This window comes from Ruixingdingia sedimenti (assembly GCF_031432425.1).
Classification (GTDB): domain Bacteria; phylum Pseudomonadota; class Alphaproteobacteria; order Rhodobacterales; family Rhodobacteraceae; genus Ruixingdingia; species Ruixingdingia sedimenti.
Genome location: NZ_JAVKPH010000017.1, coordinates 17,133 through 33,616 on the forward strand (window position 1 = coordinate 17,133; position 16,484 = coordinate 33,616).

Here is a 16,484-nt window from a genome sequence, read left to right on the forward strand (position 1 = left end):
CTGTCCTTAAATATCCCGGGGGTCCGGGGGCGGGCCCCCGGCGCCACGCCCCCCACCGGAACGGCCGCCGGTCAGATCCGCCCCACCCAGTCGCCCGCGCGCACCAGCGCCTCGATCTGCGCGCGGATGTGGCGGACCACGGCGCGGGTCGCCGGGGCGGCGGCGCGTTGGGGGGCGTGGGCGAGGATCAGTTCGCGGCTGATCACCGGCCCCACGATCTTCTGCGCCACCAGCGCGCCGTCCTTCAGCCGCGCCTGCACCGCCGTCAGCGGCAGCACGGTGCGGATCGTCCCCGTCGCCACCAGGTCGCAGATCGTCGGCAGGGTTTCCAGTTCCATCGCCACGTTGAGCGGCACGCCCGTCTGCGCCGCGGCCTCGTCCACCAGCAGGCGCAGGCCGTGGGGCTGGCCGGGCAGCACCAGTTCCAGATCGGCCAGCGCCGGCAGCGGCACGGTCTCTGCCGCCCCGGCGGGGGCATTGGCGGCGGAAATCAGATACATGTCCTCGAACAGCAGATGTTCGGCATCCAGCAGCGTGCTGGTGCGGGTCTTGTAGAGCACCGCCAGATCCACGCGCCCGTTCACCATCCATTCGGCCACATGGCCGCTGAACCCTTCCAGCACCCGCATGCGGATCCCCGGATGTTCCGCCCGGATCCGCGCCAGCAGGGGCGCCAGCAGCGCGAGCCCGACCGAGGGCGGCACGCCCAACGTCACCGTACCCCCGAGGACGCCGCGTTGCTGGCCCAGTTCCTGGCGCAGGCTTTCGACATCGGCCAGCACCACGCGGCCGCGCGCCAGCAGGGTTTCGCCCGCCTCGGTCGGCACCACGCCGCGGCCGTTGCGGTAGAACAGCGTCACCCCCAGATCCGATTCCAATTCCCGGATCCGGCGCGACAGCGCGGACTGCGCGATGTTGTTCTTCAGCGCCGCCTTGGTGAAGCTGCCGGTTTCGGCGATGCTCACGAAATAGCGCAGGTCGAGAAGTTCCATACCTTCCCCATCGGTTCCGCCCGCCCGGGACCATGGCCCGGGCGGGCGGTCTGGTCAGGCGGATTGGGCGCGGCGCGCGCGCAGGGCGTCGGTCGCGGCCGTATCGAGGCCCCACCGATAGCCGTTCTGCACCTCCTGCACAACGACGCCATAGACCTCGCGCGCATGGTCGGGGGTGATGTAGCCGTCGAGCAGATCGTCCAGCACCTTGCGCGGGTCGCGCCGCAGCGGGTCGCCATAGCCCCCGCCGCAGGGCGACAGATACGTCACCACATCGCCCAGTTCCGCCCGCATGCCGGAAAACTTGGCCGGCACGTCCTGCGGGTCGGTGCCGCGGTCGTGGTTGTGGATGCGCACCGCCGCCGTCGCGCCCTCGTGCCCGCCGAAGATGCCCCAGGGGGTATCCTCGTTGCGGTCGGATTCGTGGGTCATGAAGCCCGGCGTCAGGAAACGCTGCGATTTCACCACCCCCATGCCGCCCCGGTATTCGCCCGCGCCGGGGAAAACATCGTCGCGGATCTCGTAGCGGTCGCAGATCATCGGCAGGTGCATGCCGAGGTCTTCCAGCGGGTTGTTGCGGGTGTTGCGCATCAGTTCCTCGATCGTGTCGGGGCCGTCCGATGCGGGGCGCCCGCCCATCGCGGCCTCGTTCACCTCGATCAGCACCCAGTAGTCGCCCGAGGGCCGCACACCCGAATAGCTGGCAAACGACAGGCAGGCGGCGTTGCCGGCGGTGCATTTGTCGGGCAGCACCGGGGCCAGCGCCTTGATGATCAGGTCCACGATGCGCTGGATCTGGTTGAAGCGCGCCTCGCAGGCTGCCGGCGCGATGGGGTTGAAGATGGACCCCAGAGGCGCCGTCACCTTCACCGGGCGGAAGGACCCCTCGTTCTGGGGGATGTATTCCTGATTGGTGTAGGTATCCAGCAACAGCGCGCGGAAGGCGAAATAGCAGGCCACCTTGGTCGAGCCCTCGAAGGGCACGTTGAAGGCGGTCGGCACCTGCGGCGAGGATCCGGTCAGGTCCACCTCCACATCGTCGCCGCGCACCCGCACCGTCACCTTGATCGGCAGATGCTTGCCCCGCGTGCGGCCGTCATCGTCCATGAAACCCTCGGCGGTATAGTCGCCGTCGGGGATCTTGGCGATTTCCCGCCGCAGCATGCGTTCGGAATAATCCATCAGCTGCTTGCAGGCCTGTTCGACGGTCCCGCGCCCGTAGGTGTCCATCAGTTCGCAATACCGGCGCACGCCCAGTTCGGCGGCGGCGATCTGCGCCTCCAGATCCCGCATCACCAGCCCCGGCACGCGGGTGTTGCCGCTGATGTAGCGCCAGAGCGTCTCGTTCCGCTTGCCGGCCTCGTAGAGTTTCAGCCCGTTCAGCAGCATGCCTTCGGCAAACACGTCCGGCACATCGATGATCAGCCCCGGCGTGGCCGCGCCGATGTCGAGGTGATGCGCGGTATTGGCCGAAAATCCCACCAGTTCACCATGGTAGAAGATCGGCATGACGATGCCGATGTCCGGCGAATGGCTGGCGCCGTAATAGGGGTGGTTGTGGATCACCACATCCCCTTCCTTCCACGACGACTTGGGGATGCTTTTCTCGATCCCGCGCATGTAGCCGGGGATCGAGCCGATATGCATCGGCGTCGAATCGGATTCGCACAAGGTGTTGTAATCCAGATCGAACAGCCCCGCGCCCAGGTCCTGGCTTTCGCGGATGATCGAGGAATAGGACATGCGGTACAGCACGTTGCCCATCTGCTCGGCGATGGCATGCAGCGCGCCGCCGATGACCTGGAGCGTGATCGGGTCGATAGTCTTGGTCATGGTCTCAAGCCTCCGCGCGGCTGCGGCTGATGACGAGATCGCCCAGTTTCATCACCGTGGCGGTGAATCCGGGCGGGACGATGGTGGTGGAGTTCTGCTGCACCACCACGGCGGGGCCGGTGATCGTATCCTCGGCGCGCAGCTTCATGCGGTCGAAGCGCGGCGTGGGCAGGGTCTGGCCATCGTCGAAGGTGGTGGGGCGGGCATAGAGCGCGGCCTCGGACGGGTTGTTGCGCCCGCCCTTGGGCAGGGCCGGCAGGCGCAGGGTTTCCGATTTCGAGGTGCCGATGACGCGCAAAGTGACCATCTGCACCGGCTGGTCCTCGAAGGCATGGCCGTATTCGGTGCGGTGGATGGCGAAGAAGCGTTGCTGCACCTCGCGCGCGGTGTCGGCGGTGAAGGGGCCGTCCGGCACCTCCACCCGCAGTTCGAACCCCTGGCCCACATAGCGGCATTCCGCGATGCGGGTGAAGGTCTGGTCGCCGGGCGCGATGCCGTCGGCGGCAAGCTGCGCCGCGGCCTCTGCCCGCAGCCGGTCGAAGATGCCGCCCACGGCGGCGAAGGCGTTGTCGTTCTGGCCCTCGAGGATGGTCAGCGCCGACTGGGTGAATTCATAGCGCGGTTCCGTCACCAGAAGGCCCATGGCCGCGGTGATCCCGGGATGCAGGGGCGAGATCACGTTCTTCGCCCAGATCATTTCCCCCAAGGCCACGCCATGCAGCGGCCCCGCGCCGCCGAAGGCCATCAGGCTGTATCCGCGCGGGTCGATCCCCTTGGCGACGGAGTTCGACGCGATGGCCAGCGCCATGTTGTTGTTGACGATCTTCAGCACACCCAAGGCCGCATCGCGCACCGACAGGCCAAGAGGTTCGGCCAGCCGTTCCCGGATCGCGCGTTCCGACAGGGCCGGGTCGATCTTGAGGCCCCCGCCGAGGAAATGTTCGGGGTCGAGCCGGCCCAGAACCACCTGCGCATCGGTCACGGTGGGCTCTTCCCCGCCCTTGCCATAGCATGCGGGCCCGGGTTCGGCGCCCGCCGACCGGGGGCCGACGCGGAAGGCGCCGCCACTGTCGACATAGGCGATGGATCCGCCCCCTGCCCCGATGGCGTCGATGTCGATCATCGGCACCAGCACCGGCAGATGCGCCACCTCGGTGTCGCGCGGGTTCTTGATCGTCAGGTCCCCGCCCCGGATGACCGAGATGTCGGCGGATGTGCCGCCGATGTCGATGGTGATGATCTCGTTCTGCCCGCAGGCCTCGCCCGTCCAGCGCCCGCCGATCACGCCGCCCGCAGGCCCCGACAGCAGCAGGCCCACCGGGTTGCGGCTGGCCTGTTCCACCGTGCTGACGCCGCCGTTCGACTGCATCATCCGCACATATGCGTTCACGCCCGCCTCGCCCAACCGGCGTTGCAGGTTGTCGAGATAGCGCGCCGTGCGCGGCCCGATATAGGCGTTCATCGCCGCCGACGAGAAGCGTTCGTATTCGCGGATCGTGTTCACCACCTCGGACGAGGCGCAGACGAAGGCGTCGGGCATCACGCGCTGGACGATTTCCTTGGCGCGCAGTTCGTGTTCGTTGTTGAGGAAGGAAAACAGGAAGCCGATCACCACCGCGTCGAGCTTGCGTTCGGCGAACAGTTCCGCCGCGCGTTCGACCTCGGCCTCGTCCAGCTTCGTCTCGATCCGCCCGTCGGGGGGCAGGATGCGTTCGCTGACCGCGATCCGGTTGCGGCGCTTGATCAGCGGCGCGCTCTGCCAGGGCACGTCGAATTGCAGGGAAAAGTTGTGCGGCCGCTTGTGGCGCCCCATGTGCAGGATGTCGCGGAAGCCCTTGGTGGTGATCATCCCCACCTCGGCGCCGTTCCGTTCGATGACGATATTGGTGGCCACGGTGGTGCCGTGGAACAGCGCATCCACCTGCCCCGGGTCCACCCCCGCGATCCGGCACAGTTCCACCACGCCCTGCACCACGCCCACCGACTGGTCGGCCGCGGTGCTCGGCACCTTGTGCGTATAAACCCGCTGCCCGCCCGCGGCATCCACCGCCTCGAGCACGAGGTCGGTGAAGGTTCCGCCGACGTCGACGCCTACCCTGATCATTCTGCACTCCCATGTCCCGGCCACCGGCGGACACCTGCCCGCCGCCGCGCCCGGGGTCCGGGCGCTGGCCTGTCGTTGTTGATGGCGACAGGAAAGCCGATGCGGGCGGACCTGCCAAACGGAATTTTTTCCCGCCCGGCGGCGGGGGCGGAGGGGGCGTGAGAGGCGGTGAAACGAGGGGTCTCGGGTAAACCTATGATATGTACAGGTTTTCCCGTATACTTTCGGGGAAGCCATGCCTTTTCGGGCAGTGCAGTCGGCCCCGCCATCTTTTGATGCGATAGCTGGTTTGCAACAGCCTGCAATTCGGGGGACAGGCGAGGTGCGGCAGGCTTGGGCGGTATGCAAAATGGAGATATAGAGGTATTAATCCATAAACAATCGGCATATCCCATCGCGCTGCCGTTCTGGCCGGGCGGGATCAGGAAACGCACCGCGTCTCCCCCGCCCGTTCGCGCGACAGGGCCGCAGGGGCGGCGATGCCGGGGAAAATGGTTAGGCCAGCGCCTGCCCCGGCGGGCGAGTAGCGCCCGCCATGGGCGGGGCGGGCGCTGGCCGGGGGCTTTGGGCCCCCGGCCGGGGCAACTCCACCTGTATTGGAGTGGCGAAGGCGCGCGCCTTCGCCAGACAGACCTTAGCGTGAATACCTGCCCGCCCTACACCGCCAGAATTCCTACACCGCCAGAATCGTCGTCGCCTTGATCTCTTCCATCGACAGCAGCGCGGTGACGTTGTGGATCTTCACCTCTGAAATCAGCGCCTGATAGAAGGCGTCATAGGCGCGCGCGTTCGCCACCCGGACCTTCAGGATATAGTCGATATCGCCCGCCAGCCGGTGCGCCTCCAGCACCTCGGGGCGGGCGCGCACGGCGGACAGGAACTTGCGCTGCCAGTCGGGCTCGTGCTCGCTGGTGCGCACCAGCACGAAGAAACAGGCCTCCAGCCCGAGCGCCTCGGGGTCGAGGATCGCGGTCTGGCGCAGGATCACGCCGGCCTCCTTCAGCCGCCGGATCCGGTTCCAGACCGGGGTCTTGGACGAGCCCACCCGCCGCGCGATCTCGTCCAGCGACAGGCTCGCATCCTCCTGCAGCGCGGCAAGGATTTTCCTGTCGATCTCGTCCAGACGGACATTCATTCGCCGATCCCCTTCGAAGCGGAACATGGGTTTCGTCCTGCCGGAATGGCGGAACAGAGTTCCTTATTTGCCCCGAGGTATCGCCTTTGACAAGAATTTTGTCCTATATTGCCCCAACCCAACCTGCCGGAGCCCGCCATGACCACGCGCCCGCATATCCCCGGAACCGTCGCCCTTGTCGGCGCGGGCCCCGGCGACCCCGACCTGCTGACGCTGCGCGCGCTGCGGCTGATGACGGGCGCGGATGTGGTGATCCACGACCGGCTGGTGGGGCAAGGCATTCTCGACCTCATCCCCCCTCATGTGCAGCGGATCGACGTGGGCAAGGAAGGCTTCGGCCCCTCCACCCCGCAGGTGGACATCCATACCGCGATGATCGCCGCCGCGCGGACCGGCGCGCGGGTGGTGCGGCTGAAGGCCGGCGATCCCGGCATCTTCGGGCGGCTGGACGACGAGATAGAGGCGCTGGACGCCGCCGGGATCGGCTGGGTGATCGTGCCCGGCATCACCGCCGCCGCCGCGGCCGCCGCAAGCCTCGGCCAGGGGCTGACGGCGCGGGGGCGCAACGGGTCGGTGCGGCTTCTGACCGGGCACGACGTCAAGGGTTTCGCCGAACAGGACTGGCGCGGCCTCGCCCGCCCCGGGGCCGTCGCCGCGATCTACATGGGCAAGCGCGCCGCGCGTTTCGTGCAGGGCCGCCTGATGATGCATGGCGCCGCCCCCGACACGCCCGTCACCATCGTGGAAAACGCCAGCCACCCCGATGAACGCATCCATCCCGCCACGCTCGCGACCCTGCCGGCCAGCCTCGAATCCGTGACCGGGCCCGCGGTGCTGCTGCTCGGGCTGTCGCCCCGCGCCGCCGCGCACGCCCTGCAAGACCTCAAGGAGATCGCTCTATGAGCACCCCCGCCCCCCGCGCCGCCGCGCGCAGCCGCTTCACCCCCAAGGTCGTCACCGCCAACGACCTGCGCGAGGGCGTTTCCGTCTGGCTGACCCCCGACGACCGCTGGAGCCGCGACATGCACGAGGCCGAACTGATCGAGGACGAGGCGCATGCGCAACTGCGCCTGCTGTTCGCGGCGGCGCAGACGGGCGTGGTGGTCGGCCCCTATCTGGCCGATGCCCGCCCGGGCGCCGAGGGGCCCGAACCCACGCATTTCCGCGAAATCTTCCGCACCCGCGGCCCGTCCAACTATCCGCACGAATGGCAGGCCCGTTCCGCCTGACCCCATCCGCCCTTGACCATCCCCCGCCGCAGGGCCATCGGCCCTTCCACGCAGGTGCAGAAGAGACGCCCATGTACAGCTATTCAGAATTCGACGAAGCCTTCGTCCGCACCCGGGTGGCGCAGTTCAGCCAGCAGGTGGAACGCCGCCTCGACGGCAGCCTGACCGAGGATGAATTCCGCCCGCTGCGGCTGATGAACGGGCTCTATCTGCAACTGCACGCCTACATGCTGCGGGTGGCCATCCCCTATGGCACGCTGAACCCGCGCCAGATGCGGCAACTGGCCCATATCGCGGAAACATGGGACCGCGGCTATGGCCATTTCACCACGCGCCAGAACATCCAGTACAACTGGCCCCGCCTGCCCGACGTGCCGGCGATCCTGACGGCGCTGGCGGATGTGGGGATGCATTCCATCCAGACCTCGGGCAACTGCGTGCGCAACGTGACCGCGGACCATTTCGCGGGTGCGGCGGCGGACGAGATCGAGGACCCCCGCCCCTATGCCGAACTGCTGCGCCAGTGGTCGACCGACCACCCGGAATTCCAGTTCCTGCCGCGCAAGTTCAAGATCGCCATCACCGGCGCCGCCGAGGACCGCGCGGTGACGCGCGCGCATGACATCGGGCTGCGGCTGGTGCGTAACGACGCGGGCGAGACCGGGTTCGAGGTGCTGGTGGGCGGCGGCCTTGGCCGCACGCCGATGATCGGGCAGGTCATCGCCCCCTTCGTGCCCACGGCCGACCTGCTGCCCTATATCGAGGCGATCCTGTCCACCTACAACAGCCGCGGGCGGCGCGACAACAAGTTCAAGGCGCGCATCAAGATCACCGTGTTCGAGGAGGGGCTCGACGCCTTCCGGGCCGAGGTCGAGACCCGCTTTGCCGAGATCAAGCCGCAGTTCGGCGGCGCCGACCTCGCCCTGCTGGATGAAATCCGCGCGGCCTTCGCCGCCCCGCAGTTCCGCAGCGGTGACACCGCGGCGCATGACGGCGCGCTGCGGGTCGATGCGCTCTACCGTGCCTGGGCGGAACGCAACCTGTCCGCCCACCGCCACCCGGACCATGCGATCGTGACCATCAGCCTCAAGGCCCATGGCGCGACGCCGGGCGACGCCAGCGCCGATCAGATGCGGGTGATGGCGGATCTGGCCGAACGCTATGGCTATGGCGAATTGCGCATCAGCCACGAACAGAACGTCATCCTGCCGCATGTGCACAAGGGCGACCTGCCCGCGGTGCATGCCGAACTGCTGCGCGCGGGGCTGGCGACGGCGAATGTGGGGCTTTTGTCCGACATCATCGCCTGCCCGGGGATGGATTATTGCGCGCTGGCCACGGCCCGGTCGATCCCGGTGGCGCAGCAACTGGCAAGCCATTTCAAGGCCATCGGGCTCGAGGACGAAATCGGCGCGCTGAAGATCAAGATCTCGGGCTGCATCAACGCCTGCGGGCACCACCATGTCGGCCATATCGGCATTCTGGGTCTCGACCGCGCGGGGGTGGAAAACTACCAGATCACACTCGGGGGCGACCATTCGCTCGACGCCGCGATCGGCGAACGGGCGGGGCCGGGCTTTGCCTATGACCAGATCGTGCCCGCGATCGAACGGCTCTTGCGCGCCTATCTGGATCTGCGCACCGCCCCCACGGAAAGCTTCATCGACGCCTTCCGCCGGCTCGGCCCCGCGCCGTTCAAGGCCGCGCTCTATCCCGACGAAAGGGAACGCAATGCGGCTTGACCTGCACGGCTCCGGCGCGGGGCTGGCGCCGGTGGCCGAACGCGTCGCGGCGCTGAACGCGCGCTATCGCCATCACGCGGCGGTGGCGGTGCTGGAACATGCGTTGGGCGACCCGGATCTGGGGCGGGTGGCGCTGGTGTCGTCCTTCGGGGCGGAATCGGTGGTGCTTTTGCATCTGGTGTCCATCGTCGCCCCGCGCACCCCGGTGCTGTTCATCGACACGCGGCTGCTGTTTCCCGAAACGCTGGCCTATCAGACGGAACTGGCGCAGACGCTCGACCTGCGGGACCTGCGGGTGATCCGCGCGGGCCTGCCGGACCTTGCGCTGCGCGACCCCGATGGCCTGCTGCACCAGACCGATACCGACGCCTGCTGCGCCCTGCGCAAGACCGAGCCGCTGGAAAACGCGCTGGCCGGGTTCGACGGCTGGATCACCGGGCGCAAGCGGTATCAGGGCGGCACCCGCGCGGCGCTCGACTTCTTCGAAGAGGAAGAGGGCACCGGCCGGATCAAGGTCAACCCGCTGGCGCATTGGGGGCGCGAGGATGTGGCCGACTACATGCTCAACAACCGCCTGCCGCGCCATCCGATGGTTGCGCGCGGCTACCCCTCCATCGGCTGCGCGCCCTGCACCTCGCCGGTCAAGGCGGGTGAGGATGAACGCGCAGGCCGTTGGCGCGGCAGCGAAAAGACCGAATGCGGTATTCACTTCATCAACGGCCGCGTGGTGCGCGGCCCGATGACCAAGGAGGACGCGGCATGAGCGTCATCGTCACCGACCGGGGCTTTGCCGCCGAGGATTTCGGGGCCGAGATCATCCCCCTCGACGCGATCGAGGGCCGCAACGACATCGCGGCAGTGGACCTGCCCCCCACCGCCGACCCGCTGGCGCTGCGCGACCTCTTGCCGGGGTTGAAGCTGATCCGCGTGGCTTTCCCCGCCTTCAGCGACGGGCGCGGCTTCACCGTCGCGCGGCGGCTCCGGGCGATGGGTTATGCCGGACGGCTGCGCGCCGCGGGCCATGTGCTGGCCGACCAGTACACGATGGCCCGCCGCGTCGGCTTCGACGAGGTGGAGATTTCCGACGATCTGGCCGCCCGCCAGCCCGCCGACCAATGGGCCTTCCGCACCGACTGGAAGGCCCATGACTATCAGTCGCGGCTGCGCGCCCGCCTTGCGGGTTCCGCCGCGGCGCCCGACATTGTAGAAGGGGCCTGAGCCACAATGAACGAGCAGACCAGCGTGACCACCGCATCCGCCACCCCCGCCGCCGCCCCCGTGCGCACCCTGCCCGACGCGCAGACCGTGACCGCCGTCACGCACTGGACGGACAGCCTGTTTTCCTTCCGGGTGACGCGGCCGAAATCGCTGCGCTTCCGGTCGGGCGAATTCGTGATGATCGGGCTTCTGGACTACAAGGGCAAACCCCTGCTGCGCGCCTATTCCATCGCCTCGCCGTCGTGGGACGAGGAACTGGAGTTCTATTCGATCAAGGTGCCCGACGGCCCGCTGACCTCGCGCCTGCAACATATCCAGCCGGGGGACGAGATCATCCTGCGCCCCAAGCCCGTGGGCACGCTGGTGCTGGATGCGCTGCTGCCGGGCAAGCGGCTGTGGTTTCTGGCCACCGGCACCGGCATCGCGCCCTTCGCCAGCCTGATGCGCGACCCGGAAACCTATGAACGCTACGATCAGGTCATCATGATGCACACCTGCCGCACGGTGGCCGAGCTGGAATACGGCCGCCAGCTGGTCGCGGCGCTGCGCGAGGATCCGTTGATCGGCGAATTCGCCGACAAGCTGGTCTACTACCCCACCACCACGCGCGAGCCGTTCGAACGCATGGGCCGCGTGACCGACAACCTGTCCTCGGGCAAGGTGTTTTCCGACCTCGGCATCCCGCCGATGGACCCGGGCACCGACCGCGCGATGGTCTGCGGCTCGATGGCGCTCAACGTCGATATCAAGGCGATCCTCGAAGGCTTCGGCCTGCGCGAGGGCGCGAATTCGGAACCGCGGGAATATGTGGTCGAACGCGCCTTCGTCGGCGACGGGATCTGAAGATCGCCGCGCAAGCCACCGGCACAAAATGAAAACGCCGCGCGAATGGATCGCGCGGCGTTCGCGTTTCCGCCCGTTGGCTCAGAGGCCGAGCGCGGCGCGGATCTGCGTCAGCGCGGCTTCGACCAGCACCGGGTTGCCGGCGGCGTTCGTGACCAGCGCGCTCAGCGTGGCCTTGGTGCCGGCGTCGAGCGACGAGCCTTCGATCAGCGCGATCACCTTGGCGGCGTCGAAATTGGCCGGGTTCAGCACCGCGGCGGCATCCTCTGCCGCGCCCTGCGCCGCCGTACCCGCGGCCTCGGCAGCCTCCTGCGCGGCTTCGGCAGCAGCCCCGGCCGCCTCGGCGGCGCCCTCTGCGGCCTCTTGCGCGGCCTCGGCGGCCCCCTGGACGGCTTCGCCGGCGGCGTCGGCGGCACCCTCGGCCGCTTCCTGGGCGGCCTCGGCGGCGCCCTGCGCGGCCTCGGCGGCTTCCTTCGCGGCGGCTTCGGCCTCTGCCGCGGCGGTGGCGGCGGCTTCTTCCTCTGCCTTCTTCGCGGCTTCTTCGGCGGCGGCGCGGGCGGCGGCCTCTTCCTCGGCCTTCTTGGCGGCGGCATCGGCCACGGCGCGGGCGGCAGCCTCTTCCGCGGCGCGCTGCTGCGGCAGGTAGCTGAACTGGTAGTAGCCCGCGGCGGCCAGAAGCACCACGACGGCCCCGATGATAACACCCTTGTTCATGGATCCACTCCTCTCATGCGGCAGGATGACTGCGCCCGCCTTCTGGCAGAGCCGGGCCGCAAAGGAAAGAACAATCGCCGCAGCGCGGCGCCATCGCCCGGAATACGGCCCCGCCCACGGGAATCCGGTTGAAACCCCGGCGCGTCAAGAGTATTTTTCAGCCGCATCCGGCAACTTCAGAAGGAACGCCACCATAGCCCGCAGACCCCACAACGCCCCGCCGCAACGCGAAACGGGCCCCCGCGTCAACGATCGCATCCGCGCCCCGGAAATCCGGCTGATCGGCGCAGAGGGCGAGAACATCGGCGTCGTCACCCCCGCCCGCGCCATGGCGCTGGCCGAAGAAGCGGGGCTCGACCTGGTGGAAATCTCGCCGACCGCGGTGCCCCCGGTCTGCAAGATCATGGACTTCGGCAAGTTCAAGTACGAGACGCAGAAGAAAGAGGCCGAGGCACGCAAGAAGCAGAAGGTCATCGAGATCAAGGAAATCAAGTTCCGCCCCGGGACCGACAGCCATGATTACGACGTCAAGATGCGCTCGGTGCTGAAATTCCTCGACGAGGGCGACAAGGTGAAGATCACCCTGCGATTCCGCGGCCGGGAAATGGCGCACCAGCAACTGGGGATGGAACTGCTGAACCGCGTCGCCGCCCATGTGGCAGAGGTGGGCAAGGTGGAATCGATGCCCAAGCTGGAAGGCCGCCAGATGGTGATGATGATCGCGCCGAAATAGCGCCCGCAGGCCCCGCCCGACGGCGGGGCCCTTGCCCGCGGCAACCGGGACGCGAAAGCGCCGTTGAACGGCGCCGCGGAAACCCTTACCTTTCCCCTGCCGCCGGAAACAGGAAAACCGCCCGATGCCGTCATCTTCGGAATCCTCCAGTACCCCAGAGGGCGACTGTAGCAGCGGTGATTCCGACCCGGCCGGGCTGACCGCCCCCCGGCGCACCTGCGCCCCCTTCCATACCGGAAATTCCGCCGATGCTGTTTGAATGGATGGCCGACCCCGCCGCATGGGTCGGGCTTGTCACGCTTGTGATCCTGGAAATCGTTCTGGGGATCGACAACCTCGTCTTCATCGCCGTGCTGGCCGACAAGCTGCCGGCGCATCAGCGCGAAAAGGCGCGGCTTCTGGGCCTGTCGCTGGCGCTGGCGATGCGGCTGGTGCTGCTGGCGTCGATTTCCTGGATCGTGACGCTGACCGCGCCGATCTTTTCGCTGTTCGACAAGGGCTTTTCGGCGCGCGACCTGATCCTGATCGTGGGCGGGCTGTTTCTGCTGTTCAAGGGCACGATGGAACTGCACGAACGGCTGGAGGGTCACAGCACCCAGAAATCCGGCGGGCCGGCGCAGGCGGTGTTCTGGCAGGTCATCGCGCAGATCGTGGTGCTGGACGCGATCTTTTCGCTCGACAGCGTGATCACGGCGGTCGGCATGGTGCATCACCTGTCGATCATGGTCATCGCGGTGGTGATCGCGGTGGGCGTGATGATGCTGACCTCCAAGCCGCTGATGGCCTTCGTGTCGCGCCATCCGACGGTGGTGATCCTGTGCCTCGGCTTCCTGATGATGATCGGCTTTTCGCTGATCACCGAGGGCTTCGGCTTCCATGTGCCCAAGGGCTACCTCTACGCCGCCATCGGCTTTTCGGTGCTGATCGAGGCGCTGAACCAGATCGGGCGGCGCAACCGCGAACGGTTCCTGACCACGGGCGACCTGCGCGAACGCACGGCAGAGGCCGTGCTGCGCCTTCTGGGCGGCAAGGGGGGCGAGGGCGATCTGGGCGGGGGCGCCGAGATGATCGCCGAACAGGTGGCGCAAAGCGGCATCTTCGACCGCGAGGAAAAGGAGATGATCCAGGGCGTGCTGACGCTGGCCGAACGCACCGCGACCTCGGTGATGACGCCGCGGACGGACATCGACTGGCTGGACCTGTCGCGCCCGCAGGAGGATCTGCGCAACCAGATCCTGCAAGAGGGGCATTCGCGCTATCTGCTGGCGCACAACACGCTGGAAAACTTCGTCGGCATCGCGCTGACGCGGGATCTGCTGCGCGACCTGCTGGAGGAAGGGGCGATCAACCTCGAACGCTCGTTGCGCCAGCCGCTGGTGGTGCACGAGAACATCACCGCGCTGCGGCTGATGGAAAGCCTGCGCAAGTCGCCGGTGCAGATGGCGGTGGTGGTGGACGAATTCGGGTCCTTCGAGGGGATCGTGACCCCCACCGACCTGCTGGAGGCGATCGCCGGCGAATTCCCCGACGAGGACGAGGAACGGCTGGCCATCGAACAGGCCGCGGACGGGTCGTGGCTGGTGGATGGCGGGCTGGATATCCGCCGCGCCTCGAACCTGCTGGACGTGCAGCTGGTGGACGACGCCAACCGCTATTCGACGCTGGCGGGCTATATCCTGTGGCAACTGGGCCGCCTGCCGAAAGAAGGCGAGACGGTGCGCGCGGGCGATCTGGTGTTCGAGGTCGTCAGCCTCGACGGCCGCGCCATCGACCGGGTACGGATCAGCCGCAGCGGCGCGGACGAGCTGGAATATGCGCAGGAGTGATCTTCATCCTTTGGATGAGGATCACCCCGTGACGCATTGTTCCCGCATGGAAATCAGGTGATCACATCCGGCACCGCCCGGCCCGTCAGCCGCGCGATCCCGGCCAGATCCTCGGCCGCCGCGATCAGGGGGGCAAGCGCCTCCTGCGGATCCTGCGCCATCCTGTCGGGGTCGTCCTCCATCCGGTCGAGGTAGAGCCGCAGCGTCGCGCCCTCTGTCCCCGTGCCCGACAGGCGCAGCACGATCCGCGCGCCGCCTTCGAACGCCACGCGCAGGCCCTGCCCCGCAGAGCTTGAGCCATCCACCGGATCGCGATAGGCGAAATCGTCCGCCGCGGTGACGGTCATCCCCGCCACCACCCGCCCCGGCAGCCCCGGCAGCGCGGCGCGCAGGCCCGCCATCACCGCCTCTGCCGCCGCGACGGGCAAGGCCTCGTAATCGTGGCGGGAATAGTAGTTGCGCCCGAACTGCCGCCAATGGCCGTCCAGCACCTCTGCCACCCCCTTGCCGCGCGCGGCGAGGATGTTGAGCCAGATCAGCACGGCCCAGAGCCCGTCCTTTTCGCGCACATGGTCCGACCCGGTGCCAAAGCTTTCCTCGCCGCAGATCGTGGCGCGGCCGGCGTCCAGCAGGGTGCCGAAGAACTTCCACCCCGTGGGGGTCTCGTGCAGGTCCACCCCCAGATGGGCGGCCACGCGGTCGGCGGCGGCAGAGGTCGGCATGGACCGCGCGATGCCGCGGATGCCGCCGGCGTAACCCTTGCACAGATGCGCATTGGCGGCGATCACGGCGAGGCTGTCGGAGGGGCTGACATAGACCCCGCGGCCCAGGATCATGTTTCGGTCGCCGTCGCCGTCGGACGCGGCACCGAAATCCGGCGCGTCCGGGCCCATCAACTCATCCCAAAGGTCGCGGGCATGGGCCGGGTTCGGGTCGGGGTGATGGCCGCCGAAATCGGGCTCCGGCACGGCATTGACCACGGTGCCGGGCGCGAAACCGATCCGGTGTTCGAGAATCTCCACCGCATAGGGCCCCGTCACCGCCGACATCGCGTCGAACCGCATGCGGAACCCGCCCGCCACCAGCGCGCGGATGGCGTCGAAATCCACCAGCCGTTCCATCAGCGCGGCATAATCCGTCACCGGATCGACGACCTGCACCACCATGCCGTCCAGCCGCGATTCGCCGATGCGATCCAGATCGGGCGCAGGCGCCCCGGCGATATGGTAGCCCGTCACCCGTTCCGTCGCCGCATGGATCGCCGCCGTCACCGCCTCTGGCGCCGGGCCGCCGTTGGCGATGTTGTACTTGACGCCGAAATCGCCGTCCGGCCCGCCGGGGTTGTGCGAGGCCGACAGAATCAGCCCGCCATCCGCCGCATTCAGCCGGATCAGATGCGAGGCCGCGGGCGTGGACAGGATCGCGCCGCGCCCCACGATCACCCGCGCCGCCCCCCCGGCGGCGGCCATGCGCAGGATCGTTTCCGCCGCCTGCCGCCCGAAATAGCGCCCGTCGCCGCCCAGGACCAGCACCTTGCCCGACACCCCGCCGATGGCGTCGAACACCGCCTGCACGAAGCATTCCAGATAGCCCGGCCGCATGAATTCGGCCGTTTTCTTGCGCAGGCCCGAGGTTCCGGGTTTCTGCCCCGCAAAGGGGCCGGCGGCGACGAATGTGCTGGTCATGCGGATCTCCTGGGCCGGAATGGCCGCAGGTAGAGCGGATCGCGCCGCCGCATGCAAGGCCCCTGCGCGCCCCCTAGCGGGGACGCGCCACCAGCGACTGCACCGTATAGACGAGGATCGCCGCCCCCACCGCGCCCAGGACCGCGACGCCCAAAAGCACGATCACGTCGATGGGCCCGCCGATGTTGCGCAGGCCGGAATTGGTGATCTGGAACACGAACACCACCGCCGCCACCGCGCCCACCGGCATCGCCAGCTGCGCCAGCAGGAACTTGCGCCAGGATACCGCCCGGTCGCGGACCAGCACGAAAAGATAGGCCAGCGTCACCACCACGGCGGCGGCGACCATCGCCCAGAACAGGCCCCGGCCGAACATGTCCTCGAACACGGCGATCAGGGTTTGCAGCGTCAGATCCTTCATGGCGGGTCC

15 protein-coding genes are annotated in these 16,484 nt (G+C 68.1%); 8 read left to right on the forward strand and 7 right to left on the reverse strand.

What is annotated here, in order from left to right; all coding sequences use genetic code 11:
• Nucleotides 1–71: 71 nt before the first annotated feature.
• From RGD00_RS14270 to RGD00_RS14285, 4 genes are all read right to left on the reverse strand, one after another.
• Complete coding sequence (locus RGD00_RS14270) at nt 72–992, reverse strand: LysR family transcriptional regulator (RefSeq protein WP_310458015.1); 921 nt, start codon at nt 990–992, stop codon at nt 72–74.
• 54 nt (nt 993–1,046) lie between these two features.
• The gene (locus tag RGD00_RS14275; protein WP_310458016.1) at nt 1,047–2,825 is read right to left on the reverse strand and encodes a hydantoinase B/oxoprolinase family protein; all 1,779 of its coding nucleotides are present in this window, start codon (nt 2,823–2,825) and stop codon (nt 1,047–1,049) included.
• 4 nt (nt 2,826–2,829) lie between these two features.
• On the reverse strand, nt 2,830–4,929 hold the full coding sequence (locus tag RGD00_RS14280) for a hydantoinase/oxoprolinase family protein (RefSeq protein WP_310458017.1): 2,100 nt from the start codon (nt 4,927–4,929) through the stop codon (nt 2,830–2,832).
• 673 nt (nt 4,930–5,602) lie between these two features.
• Nucleotides 5,603–6,064, reverse strand: a complete 462-nt coding sequence (locus RGD00_RS14285) for an Lrp/AsnC family transcriptional regulator (protein ID WP_310458018.1) — start codon at nt 6,062–6,064, stop codon at nt 5,603–5,605.
• Between the two features lie 138 nt (nt 6,065–6,202).
• Between RGD00_RS14285 and cobA the strand changes: the two genes are divergently transcribed.
• The 6 genes from cobA (at nt 6,203) to RGD00_RS14315 (ending at nt 11,096) form a co-directional block, all read left to right on the forward strand.
• On the forward strand, nt 6,203–6,967 hold the full coding sequence (gene cobA / locus RGD00_RS14290; RefSeq protein WP_310458019.1) for a uroporphyrinogen-III C-methyltransferase: 765 nt from the start codon (nt 6,203–6,205) through the stop codon (nt 6,965–6,967).
• Nucleotides 6,964–7,293 carry a DUF2849 domain-containing protein gene (locus RGD00_RS14295; protein WP_310458020.1) on the forward strand — a complete coding sequence of 110 codons (330 nt, stop codon included), beginning with the start codon at nt 6,964–6,966 and terminating at the stop codon, nt 7,291–7,293. The genes cobA and RGD00_RS14295 overlap by 4 nt, the downstream gene beginning before the upstream one ends.
• A gap of 71 nt (nt 7,294–7,364) precedes the next feature.
• Nucleotides 7,365–9,035 carry a nitrite/sulfite reductase gene (locus RGD00_RS14300; RefSeq protein WP_310458021.1) on the forward strand — a complete coding sequence of 557 codons (1,671 nt, stop codon included), beginning with the start codon at nt 7,365–7,367 and terminating at the stop codon, nt 9,033–9,035.
• Nucleotides 9,025–9,798 carry a phosphoadenylyl-sulfate reductase gene (locus tag RGD00_RS14305; protein ID WP_310458022.1) on the forward strand — a complete coding sequence of 258 codons (774 nt, stop codon included), beginning with the start codon at nt 9,025–9,027 and terminating at the stop codon, nt 9,796–9,798. The genes RGD00_RS14300 and RGD00_RS14305 overlap by 11 nt, the downstream gene beginning before the upstream one ends.
• Entirely contained in the window at nt 9,795–10,253 is a 459-nt protein-coding gene (locus tag RGD00_RS14310; RefSeq protein WP_310458023.1) for a DUF934 domain-containing protein, read from the forward strand. Before RGD00_RS14305 ends, RGD00_RS14310 begins: the two co-directional genes overlap by 4 nt.
• Before the next feature lie 6 nt (nt 10,254–10,259).
• Nucleotides 10,260–11,096, forward strand: coding sequence for a ferredoxin--NADP reductase (locus tag RGD00_RS14315; protein WP_310458024.1), 837 nt, complete (start codon nt 10,260–10,262; stop codon nt 11,094–11,096).
• Between the two features lie 81 nt (nt 11,097–11,177).
• Here RGD00_RS14315 and RGD00_RS14320 read toward each other — a convergent pair whose 3' ends face one another.
• On the reverse strand, nt 11,178–11,810 hold the full coding sequence (locus RGD00_RS14320) for a hypothetical protein (protein WP_310458025.1): 633 nt from the start codon (nt 11,808–11,810) through the stop codon (nt 11,178–11,180).
• A gap of 25 nt (nt 11,811–11,835) precedes the next feature.
• Here RGD00_RS14320 and infC point away from each other — a divergent pair, with 25 nt between their 5' ends.
• Nucleotides 11,836–12,543 carry a translation initiation factor IF-3 gene (gene infC / locus RGD00_RS14325; protein ID WP_310458026.1) on the forward strand — a complete coding sequence of 236 codons (708 nt, stop codon included), beginning with the start codon at nt 11,836–11,838 and terminating at the stop codon, nt 12,541–12,543.
• A gap of 248 nt (nt 12,544–12,791) precedes the next feature.
• Complete coding sequence (locus RGD00_RS14330; RefSeq protein WP_310458027.1) at nt 12,792–14,369, forward strand: TerC family protein; 1,578 nt, start codon at nt 12,792–12,794, stop codon at nt 14,367–14,369.
• 53 nt (nt 14,370–14,422) lie between these two features.
• Here the strand turns inward: RGD00_RS14330 and RGD00_RS14335 are convergent, their stop codons facing one another.
• Both RGD00_RS14335 and RGD00_RS14340 read right to left on the reverse strand, forming a co-directional pair.
• Entirely contained in the window at nt 14,423–16,054 is a 1,632-nt protein-coding gene (locus tag RGD00_RS14335) for an alpha-D-glucose phosphate-specific phosphoglucomutase (protein WP_310458028.1), read from the reverse strand.
• A 73-nt stretch (nt 16,055–16,127) separates the two neighbouring features.
• Nucleotides 16,128–16,475: a DUF5368 domain-containing protein gene (locus RGD00_RS14340; RefSeq protein ID WP_310458029.1), complete on the reverse strand. Its 348-nt coding sequence runs from the start codon at nt 16,473–16,475 to the stop codon at nt 16,128–16,130.
• Nucleotides 16,476–16,484 lie beyond the last annotated feature (9 nt).